Genomic DNA, 17,939 nt, shown 5'->3' with positions numbered 1-17,939 from the left:
TCAAAAGGTGGAGGAGGTCTACTTCTTCGCCTTTTTCTTATCTTTTTTCTTACTCTTCTTCTTGCCGACTTTCTCTTTGGCGTCCTGTTTCTTTTGATCTTTTTTCTTGTCGTCCTTTTTGGACTTTTTATCCTTTTTGGCTTTGGCTTTCACCTTGTCCTTTGCCTTTGAGAATGCGGCCTCCATTTCCAGCAGCTTTTTGGCAGCTTTCTCAGCCTTGGCTTTTGCCTTGGCCTTTTTTCGCGCTTTGGCTTCAGCAGCGGCTTTCTCTTCAGCAGCCTTCTGGGCGGTTTCCTCAGCCCGCTTCCGGGCGGCGGCAGTAACGCCCTTCCGAGCAGCTGGGCGCTTGGATGCCGCGCGCGCAGTCGTGGTTTTGGCTGAAACAGCTGCTTTCGCCGCCGCTATAAGAACCGGTGCCCGTGCCACACCGATGCGGGGAACTTTGACGAGCTCTGCGGGTTTCGCGCTCGCAAGGTCTTCTGCGGTCTTGAAGCCATTGGCAATCAACGCTTGCCCAAGCACCTCGCCTACACCCTTTACATCGGTCACTGCGGTCATCAGAGTTCCTTTCCTTCTCACATCGGGCCGGAATACCGGCTAGCTGCTACGGGCCAGCCCCCGGGATTGATCCTTAGGAGGGAAAGGTACAAGCCGTTTGGTGTCCTCATCCCAAAGTTTCAGATTCAAAGCCGCTACCGCCTCGGGGAATTTGATCCGGCGCGGCGTATACTCGGACGGGAGGTTATAGTGGCATTCCCGCAGCCGGTAAGAGGGGATGCGCGCGTTGAAGTGGTGTATATCGTGCAATGTGATGCAGGCCACCGCATTATCAAACCACCAGCCGAAATCCAGCGCCGACGACCCCTGCAGCGCGGCCAATTTCGGATCCAGATCTGGGCGACGGTCCCAGTATGTGTCTTCGAAATTATGCTGAAGATAGACTAGGAAAACTCCCAGCATCCCGCCAAGGAAGGAAAAGGCCACCCAAACCAAAATACCGGTCGCACCGGCGATCAGATACAGCAGGCCCAGGAAAATCAGGATCGACAGGTTGTGCAGCAGCACGCCTTTGACGCCGAACCGCACCGTATTCTTGGGCCAGCGGTAGCGAATGAAATAAGTAAACAATGCTCCGACCGGTACCAGCACAAACGGGTTGCGGTATAGGCGATAATACAGCCGCGACCACCAGTTCGCCGCATTCCATTCCCTCACGGTCATGGTATGAATTTCGCCGGTCTCACGATGTTCCAGATTGCCGATGCCGGAGTGATGCAGGTTGTGGTTTTGCTTCATCACTTCGAATGGAGCGAAAGTGAACGGGGACAGCCCATGCCCTGCCCATTCATTCTGTGCACGCGTTTCAAATAGCGAATGATGGCCGCAATCGTGCTGCAGCACGTAAAGGCGAACAGCGGAAAACGCGAAAACCACCCCGGCAGGCATCATAACATACCAGCGGTCCACATAGATGATGGCTAATGCCAACGATGAGAAATAAACCGCGAAAGTCCCAAAGTAGCTGATCGCGGCCAATCCATTGTCCTGAACCGCGTATTGACGTGTGTATTCTCTCAAATCCATTCCGTCGGCTCCCCACAATGGCCCGTTGCAATGTGATTCTAAAAATGAGTGCGGTCTTCCCGCAAACAAGCGACACGCTTGGAAACAAAAGCGCGCCAGCGAATGCTAGCGCGCCATCAAAGGGCTGTCACGCCCCGAGATGAAAAATGCAACAGATTGGCGCAGTTACGCGCGTCCCTTCAAATGTTTGGCCAAGGCACCTGCGTTTTTCTTACGCCGTCCCTTATAAGGGTTCTTGTCTCCCTGTCCGCGCAAGGTCAGTCGGATGGGGGTCCCGGGCATATCGAAACTCTCACGCAGGCCGTTGACCAGATAACGGTTATAGCTTTCAGGCATCTTGTCGGGGTGCGAACACATAACCACGAATCCAGGGGGGCGGGTTTTGGCCTGAGTCATATACCGCAGCTTGATCCGGCGACCCTGCGGCGCTGGCGGCGGGTGCTGTTCCAGCATTGCGATCAACCAACGGTTCAAAGCAGCAGTCGGCACACGTCGGTTCCAGATATCATGGGCGCGTAGGATAGCAGCACGCAGGCGCTCAAGCCCCCGCCCTGTTTTGGCGGAAACCGTGACCAGTGGCGCGCCGCGCAACTGCGGCAGAAGACGTTCGAACGATTCTTTCAGATCGCGCAGTTTTTCCTGCTTGTCCTCTTCGATATCCCATTTGTTAATGGCGACAACGACGGCTCGGCCCTCGCGTTCGGCCAGATCCGCGATGCGCAGATCCTGCTGTTCAAACGGAATCGCCGCATCCAGCAACACCACCACAACCTCGGCAAATTTTACTGCCCGCAAACCATCCGATACAGAAAGCTTCTCAAGTTTTTCCTGTACCTTGGCTTTTTTGCGCATCCCCGCCGTATCGAAGATCCGCATCGGCGTGCTTTCACCCTCGGGGTCGGCCCAGTCGATCCGCAGGCTAATTGCATCGCGTGTGATCCCGGCCTCGGGTCCGGTCAACAAGCGATCTTCGCCAACGATCTTGTTGATCAGGGTGGATTTTCCGGCATTCGGGCGACCAACAACGGCAACTTGCAACGGCTTGGCGTCGGTGATCAACGGGGTTACGGCTTCGCCGTCTTCATCAAGCTCGATATCAGTTACGGGCGCTTCTTCGATCGCTTTTTCCGCAGCAGCATCCGCCAGAGGCATCAGATGTGCGTAAAGATCGGTCATCCCCTCGCCATGTTCACCCGACAGGCGGACCGGCTCGCCCAGACCCAGATTATAAGCTTCGAGCACACCGGCATCAGCCGCCGAACCTTCGGCTTTGTTGGCCGCAAGGATCACGTGTTTCGATCGTTTGCGCAGAATCTCGGCAAACATCTCATCTGTGGGCGTCAACCCCACACGCGCGTCGATCATGAACAGGCACACATCAGCCATGTCCACGGCGCGCTCGGTCAGGCGTCGCATCCGGCCTTCAAGGCTGTCGTCTGTCGCATCCTCAAGACCCGCCGTATCAATAACGGTAAAGCGCAGATCGCCCAGACGCGCTTCGCCTTCGCGCAAATCGCGCGTAACACCTGGCTGGTCGTCGACCAATGCCAGTCGTTTGCCGACGAGGCGGTTGAACAAAGTGGATTTGCCCACATTGGGGCGCCCCACGATAGCGAGGGTCAGGGACATGATACTCAACTTTCAAGACTCAGACGCGCCCTTTAGCGCATCTTGTCGTCAACGGAAAGCGTGCAGTTCACCTTTGGTCGAAACGACGTACAAGGTTTGCCCGGCAACAACTGGCGCCGTAGTGGCACCGCCGGGAACCTCGACGCGGTGAACCAGCGTGCCGTCGAGCGGGTTATAGAACCTTAGATAACCATCGTTCGATGCAACAACGATACGCCCACCAGCCATGATCGGCCCGTAATGCGCATAGATTGCGCCACGCCGACCGGGCTTGTCCTTGACGAATCCAGGCAAGTCCTGCGCCCACACAATCGAGCCATCCGAGGCATCCAGACGCACCAACTGACTGCGATCACTAATCAGGAAGATGCTGTTTCCAGCCGGCCAAACCGTATCAACGGCGCCTTCATCCGCGGTCCACCTCCGCTCACCCGAAGTGGAATCGAATGCCACGGTGCGGCCTGAATGGTTGCCGATATAGATGGTATCGCCGACCACCATCGGGCCGCCTGTTACGTCAACGATCTGCGCTGCGGCGCGCCCTCGACGCCCACCAGCAACCGACGCGTTCCAGCGGCGAATACCACCTCTGCGGAACGTTGCAGCTATATCGCCCGAGCCAAATGCAAACACCGAGAAATCCGAGGCAATCACCGGCGCAGGCGCGCCCAATACATTGCCAACGCTTGGGGTGCCCTGAACCTGCCAGAGGATGCGCCCATCTTTTGTATCAATCGTCCATCCGATTTCATCTCCGGCGACAAGATACAGCAGGCCATCATTGATCAGAGGTGAGCCGCTGCCCGTAGCATTCAGGCGCTTTTGCCAACGAATGGCACCGGATTTGCCATCCAGAGCGGTCAGGCGACCAAAACCAGAAGACACATAAAGAACGCCATTAGCATAGGCCAATCCACCGCCGGTTGCATCTGAATCTCCGTCGGTGCCAGGGATTAGATCTGTACTCCAGGCAACCTGCCCCTGCGGTGAGACCGCTGAAACGGTCGCTCCGGAATCCAGCGTGTAGACCAAACCACCTGCAACGACCGGCTCGGCCGTGATGCGCTGCTTGCGCGAATCTCCATCACCGATCGACGTTGACCACAGTTTCTGTGGAGTATTACGCAAAGAGGCATTTGTCGTCCGATACGCAGCGGTTCCCGGGCTTTGCGACCAGTTGGCATTGGCCGTCTGGGCGGGAAGGCTGATTGGCTTGGCCCCCTGGGTCTCAACCGTTTCATTGTCGGATGTGGGTCGGATGTCCTCACGAGCTCCGGGCAGGATGACCTCGGGCTCCTGACAAGCCGCCAGCAATGTCAGGGAAACAACCGCGACCGGCAACCCAATACGGGGGAAGAGACTAATCACCATGATACTCCGAACTTGCCTGTCATTTATTTTCTACCGGTTCAGCTTTGCCGTGCGACCAGCGGTTCCGGTTCACCACCCAGCGCAACAATCAACTGTGTTGCACGTTGCTGCAGATCTACGCCGATTTCAGCGTCCTGCCGCATTGCCTGCAAACGGGAAATGGCGGCATCGACTTGACCTTCGGACACTTCGATCAGTGCCAGTTGCTCCTCTGCCAGCAACCGCAATGGGGCTCCCGGCACGGCCAGCGCTTCGAATTGCTGACGCCGGTCTGCTACCGGCATTGTCTCGCTTTGCAGCAGCAAAGCCTTGAAGGTCGCGATGGCCCGGTAAATTTCAGGCAGATCACCCTGAACCGCAATGGCGTTCAGACTCTCAACAGCGCCCTGCCCGGACTCGATTTCGGTCTGCGAGGCAGAAAGCAGCATCTTTACAATCGCATCTCCACCGGGTGTTGGTGCAGGTACCAAGGCAAGATCATCGGCACGATCGGCGGACTCATTCTGTGCCATAGCGGCCAGAATCGCATCTCCCAGATCCTGTGCCTGACTGGTTGCGCGCGCCTTGCGCAGTTCGTTGAACGCGGCACCACCAACGATCAGAACAACCGCCACTACGCCAACCCAACCCCAACGGCGCAAAAGCAAGAACAGACGGTCGCGGCGCACCTCTTCGGTCACCTCATCAATGAAACTGTCGACGTCGCTCATCCCTGCTCCCCGGGCTTGTGTTCTGTGATAATGGGCAATGTCATACCCCGCTGCCATTGCCAAGCCAAGGGTCCGATTTCATACAATTCCCACACCTGCGGATACCCTTGCAGAAAAAAGTGAACCGAACTATTCAGTTTAGTGTGGAAAAGATGAGGCCCCGCCCCCATTTCTAAGCATGCGCGCCGAGGGACAGTCGGCAAAGAATTCTGGGAGAGACCCTGTATGCGTTTGATTTCATTCGTAAACGCCTTTTTGGTGATTGTTGCCTTGTTCTATTTGGTATTCGAAAGGGATGCATTATTAGCATTCGCCGGCCGCGATGATTCAAACCCGGGCACTACGTCCGAGGCAGAATCTTCTGAAATTCCCGCAGAGGATCGGCACGTAATCCGTGTAGTTGCACAGCGCGCTGTCGCCCGCGAAGTAGACAGTGCAGTGACTCTGCGTGGACAAACCAGAGCAAACCGCGAGGTCGAAGTTCTGGCCGAAACGACGTCAACTGTCGTATCAGAACCCAAGCGCAAGGGCAGTTTTGTCGAAGCCGGTGATTTGTTATGTGAGCTGGATCCAGGCACCCGTCCGTCAAGCCTGGCCGAAGCAACAGCCGCCAAGCTTGAAGCCAAAAGCCGGGTGCCCGAAGCCGAAGCGCGTCTGCTGGAGGCACATGCGCGCGTAGCCGAAGCCGAAATTAACTTGAAAGCCGCACGAAAGCTATCAGAGACCGGTTTTGGGTCGGAAACCCGCAGGATTTCCAGCGAGGCGGAAATGAGTACAGCCCAGGCTGGTATCAAAAGCGCCGAAGCCGGGCTGGAAGCAACACGCGCCGGTATCGAAGCGGCATCAGCCGAAGTCGAGGCCGCCGAACGTGAAATCGAACGCCAGACGATCGAAGCTCCATTCAAGGGTCTGTTAGAAAGTGACACAGCTGAGCTTGGAAGCCTTATGCAACCAGGGTCGCTGTGTGCGACTGTGATCCAGTTGGACCCAATCAAGTTGGTCGGGTTTGTTCCCGAGGCAGATGTGAACCGGATCATCGTAGGGTCCGAGGCTTCGGCCCAGCTGATCTCGGGGCTTCAGGTCTCTGGGCGGGTCACCTTCCTTAGCCGGTCGGCCGATGAGACCACCCGGACCTTTGAGGTCGAGATTACCGTTCCTAACCCCGACCTGACAATTCGGGACGGTCAGACTGCGGACATCCGAATCTCGGCTGAAGGGACCAAGGCACATCTGTTGCCTCAGTCCGCACTGACGCTGAATAACGATGGCAAAGTTGGTGTACGGACCGTTGGAAATGGGAACATTGTGGATTTCCTGCCGGTCACTTTGTTGCGCGACACTTCCGAAGGTGTCTGGGTCGACGGGTTGCCGGAAACGGCGGACATCATCATTGTCGGGCAAGAATTCGTGACTCGCGGCGTGATGGTTGAGCCAACTTATCGGGATGCAGCGCAATGACCGGAATAGTAAGCTGGGCCGCTGGCCGAGCCCGAATGGTTCTGGCATTTATCGCGATTTCCTTGATCGTAGGTGGATACGCCTATGTTGGCCTGCCGAAAGAAGGTGAGCCGGATATCGAAATCCCTGCGCTTTTCGTCTCGGTTCAGTTCCCCGGCATTTCCGCTGAAGACTCGGAAAACCTGCTGGTCAAGCCGATGGAAACCGAGCTGGCTGATCTGGACGGTCTCAAAGAAATGACGTCGACGGCTGCCGAAGGCTATGCCGGTGTCGCGCTGGAATTCGATTTTGGATGGGACAAGACGGCGATCATGGCCGATGTCCGCGACGCCATGAACAGCGCCCAGGCCGATTTTCCTGAAGGGGCTGAGCAATATACCCTGACCGAGATCAACTTTTCTGAATTCCCGATTGTGATTGTCAATCTGACCGGGGCTGTTCCTGAAAGAACAATGGCCCGTGTCGCCAAAGATTTGCAGGATGATCTGGAAGCATTGGATTCCGTGCTTGAGGCTGGGATAGCCGGCAATCGAGACGAATTGCTAGAAGTGATCATCGACCCGCTGCGGCTGGAAGCGTATAACGTTACCGCCGCCGAGCTGATCAATGTTGTTCAGAACAACAACCAGCTGATCGCCGCTGGTGAGGTGGAAACCGATCAAGGCACCTTCTCGGTCAAGATCCCTTCGTCTTTCAAGACCGCCCAGGACGTGTATGACCTACCCGTCAAGGTCAATGGCGACCGCGTCGTGACCATGGGCGAGCTGGCGCAAATCAACTATACTTTCGAAGATCGCGAAGGCACCGCCCGCTTCAACGGCGAGGCCACCGTGGCACTCCAGGTCGTCAAACGCAAAGGCTATAATCTGATCGACACGGTCGACGAGGTCAAAGCCTCTATCGCAGCGGCCCAATCCAAATGGCCAGCCGAGATGCAGGCGGCGATCAAACTGGGCACCTCGAACGACCAGAGCCGGATCGTAGGGTCGATGGTCAGCCAGCTTGAGGGTTCGGTTCTTACCGCTATTGCGCTGGTTATGATTGTCATTCTGGCCTCGCTTGGGACCCGTGCCGCCCTGCTGGTGGGTTTTGCGATTCCAACCTCATTCCTGCTGTGCTTTGCATTCCTTGCAGTGATGGGGGTCAGCATTTCGAACATCGTCATGTTCGGTTTGATTCTTGCCGTCGGAATGCTGGTCGACGGGGCCATCGTGGTGGTTGAATATGCCGACAAGCGGATCAACGAGGGCGTGGGTCCCATGCATGCCTATGTCGAAGCCGCACAACGGATGTTCTGGCCGATCGTATCCTCGACAGCTACGACATTATGCGCCTTCTTGCCTATGCTCTTTTGGCCCGGCGTTCCGGGCGAATTCATGGGGATGCTGCCAGTTACGCTGATATTCGTTTTATCGGCGTCGTTGATCGTTGCATTGATCTACCTGCCCGTGATGGGCGGCGTTTCCGGCCGCCTCAGCCGCGTGTTTGACCGGTCGTCGAACTGGCTGAGGGCGCGAACAGCCTGGTGGGTTCGGGCAGCGATGGTTCCCCCGTCGTTATACCTGATCTTCCTGGGGGCGATGCAGACATTGAACCCGGACTACCTGGTCGATTCAGGTAGTTCGGTTCTTGGAATGATCCTGTTCATGCTAGGTGCGTTTGCCGGGTCGGTCACCCTTAGCGCGGCAAAAATCGAACGCGCCCCGGTTGAGCATGTGCAGACCAGCCGCGAACACACACGCTTTGGGCATGTGGTGAAATTCCTTGTGGGCAACCCGATCATGCCGATTGTATCAATTGTGGTGATTGGCCTTGCTGTAGCTTCAGTCATGACCGCATTTGGGAAAAACAACCGCGGTGTTGAATTCTTCGTTGAAAGCGAACCAGAGCAGGCCACGGCCTATGTCCGTGCGCGCGGCAATATCTCTTTGGCCGAAAAGGACCAGATGGTACTCGCCGCAGAAGAGATTATCAGTGCGCACCCGGCTGTTATCAACGTCTTTGCATTCGCTGGTGAAGGTGGTTTGGACACCGGTGGACCTGGTGGCCAATCCCCGGCGGATACCGTTGGTCAGGTTCAGTTCGAAATCATCCCTTGGGAAGACAGACCGAACGTCTCGGAACCGATTTTCGGAGGATTGTTGGACCGGCACACAGTGGCGCCAGACTATGACGGCGACTATGTTCTGGAAGAGTTGAACAGGGAGCTTGCGCAGCTACCGGGGATCATCGTTGAGACCTTGCCGCTTGAGCAAGGGCCAGGCTCTTCCAAACCTGTCCATCTGCGGATCAAGGCCGATGGCTGGCAAGAGCTGACATCAGCCACCCTGGCCGCGCGTGAGGTATTCGACGCCACCCCGGGCCTTATCAAGATCGAGGACACGCTGCCCTTGCCCGGCATCGACTGGCAGATTGACGTTGATGTCGCCAAAGCAGGCCGATTTGGCGCAGACGTAGCCACCGTCGGTGCGATGGTACAGCTTGTTACGCGTGGCCTTTTGCTGGGCGAAATGCGCCCGGACAACGTGGATGATGAAATCGAAATCCGTGTTCGCCTGCCTGATCAGGATCGTGTCTTGTCAACGCTTGACACGCTCAAGGTCCGCACGGTCGATGGTTTGGTGCCACTGTCCAACTTTGTCTCGCGCAAACCAGTCGCCAAACTGGCCGAAATCAACCGTGTCGATCAGGAACGTTATTTTGACGTGAAGGCGGATGTTGAGCCCGGCCTGAGCAATGTTGTGGTCACAGGACCGGATGGCGCCGATCAAAGATTGGCAGTGGTGCGTGAACTCGCAGAGGATGAAATCCCAACAGCTACCGCATTGGCATTTCCCGATGGGACTCAGTTCGAACTGATCATGCTGACCGAGGCAGAAAGCACCGATGATTTGCGCACGCTGATCGAATCCGGTGACGCGCGCACCAGTCTGATTAACCCGAACGAACGGATTGTTGTGTTGACTGAATGGCTGGAAACCGATCCTTTTGGCAGTTCCGTCAGCTGGACATGGACAGGTGATCAGGAGGATCAGGCCGAATCCGGGGCGTTTCTTGTGAATGCCTTTATGGGCGCGTTGGGGCTGATGTTCGTTATTCTGCTCGCGCAGTTCAACTCGTTCTACAATTCGATCCTAGTTCTGCTGGCCGTGGTACTGTCCACAACAGGTGTTCTGATCGGTATGATGGTGATGCAACAGCCCTTCTCGATCATCATGACAGGAACGGGTATTGTGGCTCTGGCAGGGATCGTGGTGAACAACAACATTGTTCTGATCGACACCTATCAGGAATATAGCCAGTACATGCCAAGGATCGAGGCGATCATACGCACCGCCGAGGCACGCATTCGTCCGGTTCTGTTGACCACACTCACCACGATGGCTGGCCTTACCCCGATGATGTTCGGGCTGTCGCTGGACTTTATCAACGGCGGGTATTCGATCAACAGCCCCACAGCGCTGTGGTGGAAACAGCTGGCAACCGCAGTTGTCTTTGGCCTTGGTATCGCGACGGTACTGACGCTGATCGTGACGCCTTCGCTTTTGGCTATGCGGGTCTGGGTGACAACCTATGCCATCTGGTTGGGTAAGATTTTGGCTCGTGCTACAGCGGGAAAATCCAGCCAGGTGGCGCTGGATATGGCCATCGGTAAAGCCGCGATGAATGCTCAGGCAACCGAAATGGTCTGGGATGATGAGCTGCGTACCGACGATCCGAGCGCTGACAGTTCTGGGAAAGAACCGACCGGTTCACCGCTGAAAGCAGCCGAATAAAGAGCAACAGGGTTGGGCAATCCAGCCCTGTTTTACTCGCGCGTCCAGGTTTGATGCGCACAAATGTGATGTTCACACCCTTTGACCATCAGAGTGTCACCCTTCAGCGTCATCTGCGGAACTGCATCAACATCCACTAACGGTACCCAGAATTCACCCCCGCCATATTTGCCACCGCCTTGGCTGCCGACATCCCAGAACAGTTTCTTTCCGATATTCGGCGTCTGTACTGCTTTTCCGCTGGCGTCATATGCAGATAAAATCTGACCACAGAACTTGTCACCGCAGGCTGTAATTTTGATGTCAGAGACGAGGTTCTTCCGGTCCGGCTCGGTCTTCCAAATTCCGATGATGGGGTCTCCAAGCGCATAGACCGGTGTAAGTGTGGCAATTGCCGCTATGGCTGGCACAATGAACTTGCGGAAATATTTATGCATAACAATACCTCAGATGCGTGATCTGTAGTGTAACATAGTTTGGGCCGCCTATCAGGCCGCCTGCATATCCGATTGCTGGCGATTCCAAAGCTGGGCATAACGCCCCTCACGTTTCAGCAATTCATCATGCGTGCCTTGCTCCAGGATTTTGCCACGCTCTAGCACTACAATACTGTCTGCCTCGGCGATTGTGCTCAGGCGATGGGCAATCGTCAGAACCGTACGCCCCTCGCCCGCATGGGCCAAAGCATCCTTGATGTCTTGTTCGGTATCTGTGTCCAGCGCCGATGTCGCCTCGTCCAGCAAAAGGATTGGCGGGTTTTTCAGCAGCGTTCTGGCAATACCGACCCGCTGCTTTTCCCCACCCGACAGCTTTAGCCCGCGCTCACCGACTGTGGTGTCATAGCCTTCGGGCAACGTGACTATGAAATCGTGGATCTGGGCAGCCCGGGCGGCGGCTTCGACATCTTCCTGCGTGGCCCCGTCGCGTCCATAGGCAATGTTATAGCGAATGGTATCGTTAAACAGCACGGTATCCTGCGGCACCACTCCGATTGCCGCGTGCAGGCTGGTCTGCGTGACGTCGCGCACATCCTGCCCATCAATTTTCAGCGCACCCCCGGTGACATCGTAGAACCGGAACAGCAACCGACCGATGGTGGATTTACCCGACCCCGTCGCACCCACAATCGCTACGGTTTGGCCCGCAGGAATGGTTAGGGAAACACCTTTGAGAATTTCCCGCTCAGCATCATATCCGAATTGTACATCATGCAAGGTAACCTCACCCCCTGTTACATCCAGATCCGGTGCATCGGTCTTGTCGACCACTTCGGCGGGTTGTTCCAACAGGTCAAACATCTGGCCCATATCGACCAGAGATTGGCGGATTTCCCGATACACCGTACCCAAAAAATTCAGCGGTACGGTAATCTGGATCATATAGGCGTTGACCATAACGAAATCGCCCACGGTCAGCGTCCCGGCCTGCACCCCAATGGCTGCCAAGACCATCACACCGATCAATCCGCAGGTGATCAGAAAGGACTGCCCGAAATTTAGAAACGCCAGAGAATACGCAGTCTTGAGAGCCGCCCCCGCATAGGCTTTCATTGACACATCATACCGTTCAGCTTCACGCGTTTCGGCATTGAAATACTTGACGGTTTCAAAATTCAGCAGGCTGTCGATGGCGCGCTGGTTCGCCTCGGTATCCTGATCATTCATCTCGCGGCGCAGTTTCACGCGCCACTCGGTCACCGCAAATGTGAACCAGATATACAGCGCGATCGTTGCCGCGACGACCACCAGATACCAGACATCAAACAGCCACATCAGAATGATCGCAACAAGCAGCAGTTCAAGGATCAAAGGCCCGATGGAAAACAGCAGGAAACGCAAGAGGAACTCGACCCCTTTTACGCCGCGCTCGATAATACGGCTCAGACCGCCCGTGCGCCGCGTCACGTGATAGCGCATCGACAACTGGTGGATATGCTGGAAAGTTTCCAATGCCAGTGCGCGCAATGCCCGCTGCCCGACAGGAGCAAAGGCCGCATCCCGCAACTGCTGCAAACCAACAGTCATCATGCGCGCGACACCATATGCCACCGTCAACCCAACAGCACCCAACGCAACGGGGGGAACGCCCTCGCCCGCCAGGCTATCAACCGCGCCTTTGTACAAAATCGGGGTGTAGACCGCGATCAACTTGGCCAGAACCAACATGCCCATAGCAATCAGAACGCGGCGCTTAACCCAGGGCTCATCCTCGGGCCAGAGATAAGGCGCAACTTTCCGGATTGTACGCCAGCCAGAGCTGCGCGCGTCCAATTTTGGGATATTGTCGGAATTCATCGGGGCTACTCGTCTCTTCACGTACCGGAACTGCGGTCAGAGAGTGCCCCTGACCCCGGAAGGTCAGAGGTACAGGATTATTCCGGAATGGTGAATACCTGCCCCGGATAGATCAGATCCGGGTCGCGGATCGCGCCTCGATTGGCCTCGAACAGTTTGACATACAAGACACCATCGCCAAATCGTTCCCGAGAGATAGCCCAAAGCGTATCACCCTTTTGTACTGTAACCGAACGGATGGCCGGTGTTTCCTGAGAGGGTGCAGGCCCATCGTCCACTTCGGCCACGCTCAGAACTTCTAGAGGCTCACGCTTGAACGGGGTTTCCAGACGGCTTTTAACCGTGCCGTCCGAGGCAACCTCATCCACACGCAGCGTATACACACCGGGATCAATGCCTTCGATCTCGCTGCGCCATTTTCCATCATCCGTGGGCTGCATATCGGCGACCAGTTGGTTGTCCAGGTACACGCGTACCGCGGAACCATCAGCCACGCGGCCGGTCAGCTCGACCTCACCCGTGTCTGAATACCCGATCGTATCCAACGCAACCTGATCAGGTTCGGTGCTCTGAGGCGTCGCAGGTTGGACAAGCTCGACCCCGTCTTCCCCCGATCGCAGGATCGCAACCTGTTGTCCTTGCGTGGAATCTGCCGTTTCTTCAGAAGATACGTCGCCGGTTTGAGCGACCTGCCCCGCCTCGGTTTCATCGCCGCTTGCGGATTCGTCGGCTGGGGTGGTTTCTGCAGTATCGACTGATGCGACCTCTGGTTCAGGTTCGGGCAATGCAGCAATCAGATAGTCGTCAGAGCGTACAGGTTGATCGACCCCATCGGATTCCAGCGTCAGACCGCGTGCGGCGGTGGAAAACGGAATGGACACGAATTCTGCAAACTGGCCACTGTCATCGACGGTAAAGCTGTGCAGTGTTTCGCCATCCAGCAACACTCGCACCTCAACGCCGGGCTCTGCGTTACCAGACAGAACCGCATTCCCATCAGGCTCGACGAAGATCTGGTCAAGGGCCGGAGGTGCAACTTCGGCAACATCCGCTACCGGTTCAGCAGTTTCGTCCGCCCCTTCTGTCGACGCCTCGGCTTCTATCGTTTCCGTATCCGTATCGTCGGTCTGCGGGGCATCCCCTGTGTCGGAAGCTACAGAGGTGTTCTCTGACGCATCCTCGGCCACATCTGTTTGCGGCGCTGGGTCCAGAGGTGTGCGATCAAACGCGCCGGAAAAATACGCGCCGCCTGCGCCTAACAGAACCAGCAAACCGGCGATCACCCCCCAGGTGAAAGATCCGGAGCCTTCGCTACCCGAATTGGAATCCATACTCTTCCTTTCACACCGCAGCGCAAATGCCTTATCTGCAACGCAATCTGCCTGACGGTTGAGCCAATCTATCAATACCGCTATCACGGGTCAAAACCCCAGATACAACCCCGGAGAACCCTCCCGATGTCTCAGAAATCCGTCTGTGTGTATTGCGGGTCACGCAATGGCGCCCAAACCAGCTATTCCGACGCCGCCCGGTCCTTTGGCCAGCTTCTGGCGCAGGAGGACTGGCGACTGGTCTATGGTGCTGGCGATGTGGGCCTGATGGGCGAAGTTGCGCGCGCAGCGCAATCCGCCGGAGGCGACACATTCGGCGTAATTCCCGTTCACCTGTTAAAGCGCGAGGTCGGCAAGACCGACCTGACCCGTTTCGTGATTACCGAAACGATGCACGAGCGGAAAAAGGTCATGATCATGAACGCCGATGCCGTGGTCGTCCTGCCGGGTGGTCCGGGTTCACTGGACGAATTGTTCGAAGCCCTGACATGGCGACAGTTGGGTCTGCACGACAAACCCATTCTGGTCATGAATGTTGATGGATATTGGGATGCCCTTCATGATCTTGTGCAGCAGGTCATCGGCCAGGGATTTGCGGACACATCTCTGGCCGATTTCATAACGTGGGTCGACAGCCCGGAAACGGCTATGTCGACACTGAGGGCGATGCTGGTCCCGCATAAGGGCTAGTCGGGCAGTATGGTCCGTCCGCAGATCGCCGGATACTCAACTGGCTGGTTTTAGACGGCTGATCAGAACCTGTTCCACTTTGTTCAGCGGGTGGTTGGTCAGGGTCTTATCAACCTCTGCAACCACTTTCCTTAAGACTTCGCTGTGCAGGCGGCGACGCAGAAGGCCCAGAACATGGGGGCTGGCGACCAAAACCAGGCGTTTATATGCGCCCTTCAAACCTTTGCGATTCAACAGATTTGCCACATCCTGCACGAACAGAGACTTGGCCTGCGATTTCCACTTGGGTTCTTCAACGGCAGATTTCTGATTGGGCCCATTGTCAGAGCGCCGCCCCGCCCGATCAGAGGGCCTAGCGTTTGGGACATCGCTTTCTTCGACCGAGACAACCACCAGATTGGGGTCTTCGGCATCCGTGATATTCTCCATGAACAGCGCCTTTTCCCCGTCGGCGATGACAATCCATGTTCCCTGCGTTAATGCGACCATTGTGATCTCCTGATTTGGTTTTCTGAGACCATCCCTCATCTTTCAGGCACGGCTAACCATTTGCGCAACTTTGTTTTTCGCTGCGCCGCCTGGAATTTTTTCAAGTGATTTGCGGCTCTCTCCTCCGCCACACTTAAAGTAAGCACTGCGCGCCGTCTTACAATCCGGCCGGACCGCGAAACTGCGGCTATAGGCGGGTTTTCACCGGTTAGGAGAACAGTTCGATTACCGTAATTTCGGGCGTTACACCAAAACGCACGGGCAGGATCGAACATCCGATACCCCCGGACACGACCAGATCACGATTGCCTTCGCGCACGTGACCATAGGCATAGCGATTGCCGAATTTCGAGGGCACCACCGGCGACCAGCCAAACAGCCGTACCTGCCCTCCATGAGTATGACCTGACAGGGTCAGGGCCACGCGATCGGGAACTTTGGGGAAGATATCCGGTTCATGCGCCATCATCACCACCGGGGCATCATCCGTGATCTGCCCAAGCGTCGCAGGCAGGTCATCCAGCCCTTGGTATCGACCATTGCCCGTATAAATCGCCAACTGATCTTCGAGGCCTGCAAGCCAAATCCCGGCACCATCCAGTTTGAAGGCCTCGTTTGAAAGCACCCGGATACCATTCCGTCTCAGCGCATCGCCGTACAGATTCGGCCCGCCCCTGCGCTTTTGGGCTGACCGGTCATCCCACCAATCGTGATTTCCCAGAACCGCATAGACACCATGCTTTGCCTGCAACCCGGACAACACCGGCGCCAGATCGGCAATTTTAACCGGTTGTAAATTTATCCTGTGCCCGGCGGCATAGTCCCCCAACAGCAGGATAAGGTCAGGTGACAGAGCGTTTGTGCGCCGAACGATCTGCTGGACTCTTTTCAACCCCACATAGGGCTCACCAACATGCAGATCAGCCAGCACCGCGATCCGCAGCGGCGGTGCGGTCCAGTCCGCGCGCCGGATCCGCCACTTACGAACACGCAGGCGCAGCGCGGGTTCGATGAAGAAACCATACGTGGCAGCAAAAAGGCCTGCCAGCATCACTGCCAGCAGGCCCTTTATGAACCCTCTACGGGTCACTGGATCACATCCGCGAAGCGACGTTTTCCCAGTTCACCAGATTGTCGAGGAAGTTCGACAGGTACACCGGACGCTTGTTGCGGAAGTCTATGTAATATGAATGCTCCCACACGTCGCAGCCCAACAGAGCAGTCTGGCCAAAGCACAGCGGGTTCACGCCGTTTTCGGTCTTGGTCACGGCCAGCGAACCGTCCGCATTCTTGACCAGCCACGCCCAGCCCGAACCGAACTGACCGGCACCAGCCGCGCTGAACTGCGACTTGAACTCGTCAACCGAGCCAAAGCATTCGACCAGCGCCTTTTCCAGCTCGCCAGGCATGGCGTTGTCGCCGGGGCCCATCATCTCCCAGAACTGGTTGTGGTTCCAAAGCTGACTGATGTTGTTGAAGATGCCGTTTTGCGCGACGGCATTTGCGTCGTAGGTGCCGGTGATGATCTCTTCCAGCGACTTGCCGTCCCACTCGGTACCAGCGATCAGCTTGTTGCCGTTGTCGACATAGGCCTTGTGGTGCAGGTCGTGGTGAAATTCCAATGTTTCGGCGGACATGCCCTTGGCTGCCAGCGCGTCGTGTGCATAAGGAAGATCAGGAAGTTCAAAAGCCATCTCGGCCCCCTGTTTAAAATGTAAGTTGCGGTTCCCAAGGTTAAATGCTTTGGCAAGTGCCGCAGGTCAAGGGCAGAGATCATAAAACCCGGAGGTCCGCGATGCTAACTCAGGCGCGCAAGATGTTTTACCGCGCCCGCGGATACTATGCGGGCAGCCTGAATGGCGAGCCTTTCCGGCTGGATCCCTACCACTCGAAGTTCTGGCGCAAGGCCTCGGCCGGCGCGTGGGAGCCCGAGACTTTTGCCGTGCTGGATAGATATCTAACGCCGGACAGCGACTATCTGGACATCGGGGCATGGATCGGCCCAACGGTGCTGTACGGTGCCCGCAAAGCCCGCCACGTCTGGTGTTTCGAACCAGACCCCACCGCGTTTCGGCATCTGGCGTGGAATCTGGACCTGAACGACATTCGCAATGTTTCGGCATTTGGCGTCGCATTGTCGGATCAATTCGGCGTGGCCCGTATGGCATCCGTTCGCGGTGAACCCGGGGATTCCACCAGTTCACTGTTGCATGACGGGGTGCATGGGACAGATGCATTGACCATCGAGTGGGATCAGTTCGAGGCCGTAAATGACCTGTCCCGTGTCTCCTTGGTCAAGATGGATATCGAAGGGGCGGAATTTGCGGTTCTGCCGAGCCTTTTGCCCTTTCTGAAAAAGCATCGCCCGGCCCTGTATATTTCGCTCCACTCGCCCCTTCTGGCCGAGGAAGACCGGCTTATACGGACATCTCAACTCTTAGAAAGCCTTGCCTTCTACACTGAAATTCAAGACGAAAACGGGCACCCACTAAAGGTCGAAGAATTGCTGCAACCTCAAGAGTTGAAGCGGTATCGCGCCGTTGTGTTGCGTGAATAGAATGTGCAGAATTTTTTTCGTGCATTAGTTGCATATGCGCTCGAAACTCT

At 56.3% G+C, this 17,939-nt stretch carries 15 protein-coding genes; 4 read left to right on the top strand and 11 right to left on the bottom strand.

The genetic code is table 11. The annotated features are described in order from the left end of the window. Window positions 1-18 precede the first annotated feature (18 nt). The 5 genes from AC2FGB_RS00785 to AC2FGB_RS00765 all read right to left on the bottom strand — a co-directional run bounded on the left by AC2FGB_RS00785 (window position 19) and on the right by AC2FGB_RS00765 (window position 5,294). Window positions 19-558 (bottom strand): helix-hairpin-helix domain-containing protein, encoded by a 540-nt coding sequence (locus AC2FGB_RS00785; protein ID WP_496693379.1) that lies wholly within the window; start codon window positions 556-558, stop codon window positions 19-21. Window positions 559-597: 39 nt separating this feature from the next. Further along, complete coding sequence (locus tag AC2FGB_RS00780; RefSeq protein WP_496679905.1) at window positions 598-1,584, bottom strand: fatty acid desaturase; 987 nt, start codon at window positions 1,582-1,584, stop codon at window positions 598-600. Window positions 1,585-1,749: 165 nt separating this feature from the next. Beyond that, a complete protein-coding gene (gene der / locus AC2FGB_RS00775) occupies window positions 1,750-3,213 on the bottom strand; it encodes a ribosome biogenesis GTPase Der (protein ID WP_142633070.1) in 1,464 nt (487 codons plus the stop codon). A gap of 48 nt (window positions 3,214-3,261) precedes the next feature. Next, on the bottom strand, window positions 3,262-4,584 hold the full coding sequence (locus AC2FGB_RS00770; RefSeq protein ID WP_271947724.1) for a PQQ-like beta-propeller repeat protein: 1,323 nt from the start codon (window positions 4,582-4,584) through the stop codon (window positions 3,262-3,264). A 38-nt stretch (window positions 4,585-4,622) separates the two neighbouring features. Continuing rightward, window positions 4,623-5,294: a hypothetical protein gene (locus tag AC2FGB_RS00765; protein WP_142633066.1), complete on the bottom strand. Its 672-nt coding sequence runs from the start codon at window positions 5,292-5,294 to the stop codon at window positions 4,623-4,625. A gap of 225 nt (window positions 5,295-5,519) precedes the next feature. On the opposite strand from AC2FGB_RS00765, the gene AC2FGB_RS00760 reads away from it, so the two are divergent. Both AC2FGB_RS00760 and AC2FGB_RS00755 read left to right on the top strand, forming a co-directional pair. Then, window positions 5,520-6,752, top strand: coding sequence for an efflux RND transporter periplasmic adaptor subunit (locus AC2FGB_RS00760; protein ID WP_496693378.1), 1,233 nt, complete (start codon window positions 5,520-5,522; stop codon window positions 6,750-6,752). Continuing rightward, the gene (locus AC2FGB_RS00755) at window positions 6,749-10,528 is read left to right on the top strand and encodes an efflux RND transporter permease subunit (RefSeq protein ID WP_496688501.1); all 3,780 of its coding nucleotides are present in this window, start codon (window positions 6,749-6,751) and stop codon (window positions 10,526-10,528) included. Before AC2FGB_RS00760 ends, AC2FGB_RS00755 begins: the two co-directional genes overlap by 4 nt. A gap of 32 nt (window positions 10,529-10,560) precedes the next feature. On the opposite strand, the gene AC2FGB_RS00750 is transcribed toward AC2FGB_RS00755, so the two are convergent. From AC2FGB_RS00750 to AC2FGB_RS00740, 3 genes are all read right to left on the bottom strand, one after another. Further along, complete coding sequence (locus AC2FGB_RS00750) at window positions 10,561-10,965, bottom strand: DUF2147 domain-containing protein (RefSeq protein WP_142633060.1); 405 nt, start codon at window positions 10,963-10,965, stop codon at window positions 10,561-10,563. Between the two features lie 51 nt (window positions 10,966-11,016). Continuing rightward, window positions 11,017-12,822: an ABCB family ABC transporter ATP-binding protein/permease gene (locus AC2FGB_RS00745; RefSeq protein WP_142633058.1), complete on the bottom strand. Its 1,806-nt coding sequence runs from the start codon at window positions 12,820-12,822 to the stop codon at window positions 11,017-11,019. 77 nt (window positions 12,823-12,899) lie between these two features. Then, a complete protein-coding gene (locus tag AC2FGB_RS00740) occupies window positions 12,900-14,153 on the bottom strand; it encodes a LysM peptidoglycan-binding domain-containing protein (RefSeq protein WP_496693377.1) in 1,254 nt (417 codons plus the stop codon). A 126-nt stretch (window positions 14,154-14,279) separates the two neighbouring features. On the opposite strand from AC2FGB_RS00740, the gene AC2FGB_RS00735 reads away from it, so the two are divergent. Continuing rightward, window positions 14,280-14,843 carry an LOG family protein gene (locus AC2FGB_RS00735; protein WP_281994432.1) on the top strand — a complete coding sequence of 188 codons (564 nt, stop codon included), beginning with the start codon at window positions 14,280-14,282 and terminating at the stop codon, window positions 14,841-14,843. Between the two features lie 36 nt (window positions 14,844-14,879). On the opposite strand, the gene AC2FGB_RS00730 is transcribed toward AC2FGB_RS00735, so the two are convergent. The 3 genes from AC2FGB_RS00730 to AC2FGB_RS00720 all read right to left on the bottom strand — a co-directional run bounded on the left by AC2FGB_RS00730 (window position 14,880) and on the right by AC2FGB_RS00720 (window position 17,026). Then, entirely contained in the window at window positions 14,880-15,332 is a 453-nt protein-coding gene (locus AC2FGB_RS00730; RefSeq protein WP_142633052.1) for a host attachment family protein, read from the bottom strand. Between the two features lie 208 nt (window positions 15,333-15,540). Continuing rightward, window positions 15,541-16,422: a metallophosphoesterase gene (locus tag AC2FGB_RS00725; RefSeq protein WP_246097120.1), complete on the bottom strand. Its 882-nt coding sequence runs from the start codon at window positions 16,420-16,422 to the stop codon at window positions 15,541-15,543. A 4-nt stretch (window positions 16,423-16,426) separates the two neighbouring features. Then, the gene (locus AC2FGB_RS00720) at window positions 16,427-17,026 is read right to left on the bottom strand and encodes a superoxide dismutase (protein ID WP_142633050.1); all 600 of its coding nucleotides are present in this window, start codon (window positions 17,024-17,026) and stop codon (window positions 16,427-16,429) included. A gap of 101 nt (window positions 17,027-17,127) precedes the next feature. Between AC2FGB_RS00720 and AC2FGB_RS00715 the strand changes: the two genes are divergently transcribed. Continuing rightward, entirely contained in the window at window positions 17,128-17,889 is a 762-nt protein-coding gene (locus tag AC2FGB_RS00715) for an FkbM family methyltransferase (RefSeq protein WP_281971889.1), read from the top strand. Window positions 17,890-17,939 lie beyond the last annotated feature (50 nt).

This window comes from Ruegeria sp. CDSC021 (assembly GCF_059610845.1).
Note: the sequence above shows the minus strand (reverse complement) of the source record. Positions and strands in the feature narration are given on the sequence as shown.

What these genes read in the sequence shown, in the direction of transcription:
- AC2FGB_RS00785 (WP_496693379.1), bottom strand. Translation starts at nt 558, where the DNA reads ATGACCGCAGTGACCGATGTAAAGGGTGTAGGCGAGGTGCTTGGGCAA.
- AC2FGB_RS00780 (WP_496679905.1), bottom strand. Translation starts at nt 1,584, where the DNA reads ATGGATTTGAGAGAATACACACGTCAATACGCGGTTCAGGACAATGGA.
- der (WP_142633070.1), bottom strand. Translation starts at nt 3,213, where the DNA reads ATGTCCCTGACCCTCGCTATCGTGGGGCGCCCCAATGTGGGCAAATCC.
- AC2FGB_RS00770 (WP_271947724.1), bottom strand. Translation starts at nt 4,584, where the DNA reads ATGGTGATTAGTCTCTTCCCCCGTATTGGGTTGCCGGTCGCGGTTGTT.
- AC2FGB_RS00765 (WP_142633066.1), bottom strand. Translation starts at nt 5,294, where the DNA reads ATGAGCGACGTCGACAGTTTCATTGATGAGGTGACCGAAGAGGTGCGC.
- AC2FGB_RS00760 (WP_496693378.1), top strand. Translation starts at nt 5,520, where the DNA reads ATGCGTTTGATTTCATTCGTAAACGCCTTTTTGGTGATTGTTGCCTTG.
- AC2FGB_RS00755 (WP_496688501.1), top strand. Translation starts at nt 6,749, where the DNA reads ATGACCGGAATAGTAAGCTGGGCCGCTGGCCGAGCCCGAATGGTTCTG.
- AC2FGB_RS00750 (WP_142633060.1), bottom strand. Translation starts at nt 10,965, where the DNA reads ATGCATAAATATTTCCGCAAGTTCATTGTGCCAGCCATAGCGGCAATT.
- AC2FGB_RS00745 (WP_142633058.1), bottom strand. Translation starts at nt 12,822, where the DNA reads ATGAATTCCGACAATATCCCAAAATTGGACGCGCGCAGCTCTGGCTGG.
- AC2FGB_RS00740 (WP_496693377.1), bottom strand. Translation starts at nt 14,153, where the DNA reads ATGGATTCCAATTCGGGTAGCGAAGGCTCCGGATCTTTCACCTGGGGG.
- AC2FGB_RS00735 (WP_281994432.1), top strand. Translation starts at nt 14,280, where the DNA reads ATGTCTCAGAAATCCGTCTGTGTGTATTGCGGGTCACGCAATGGCGCC.
- AC2FGB_RS00730 (WP_142633052.1), bottom strand. Translation starts at nt 15,332, where the DNA reads ATGGTCGCATTAACGCAGGGAACATGGATTGTCATCGCCGACGGGGAA.
- AC2FGB_RS00720 (WP_142633050.1), bottom strand. Translation starts at nt 17,026, where the DNA reads ATGGCTTTTGAACTTCCTGATCTTCCTTATGCACACGACGCGCTGGCA.
- AC2FGB_RS00715 (WP_281971889.1), top strand. Translation starts at nt 17,128, where the DNA reads ATGCTAACTCAGGCGCGCAAGATGTTTTACCGCGCCCGCGGATACTAT.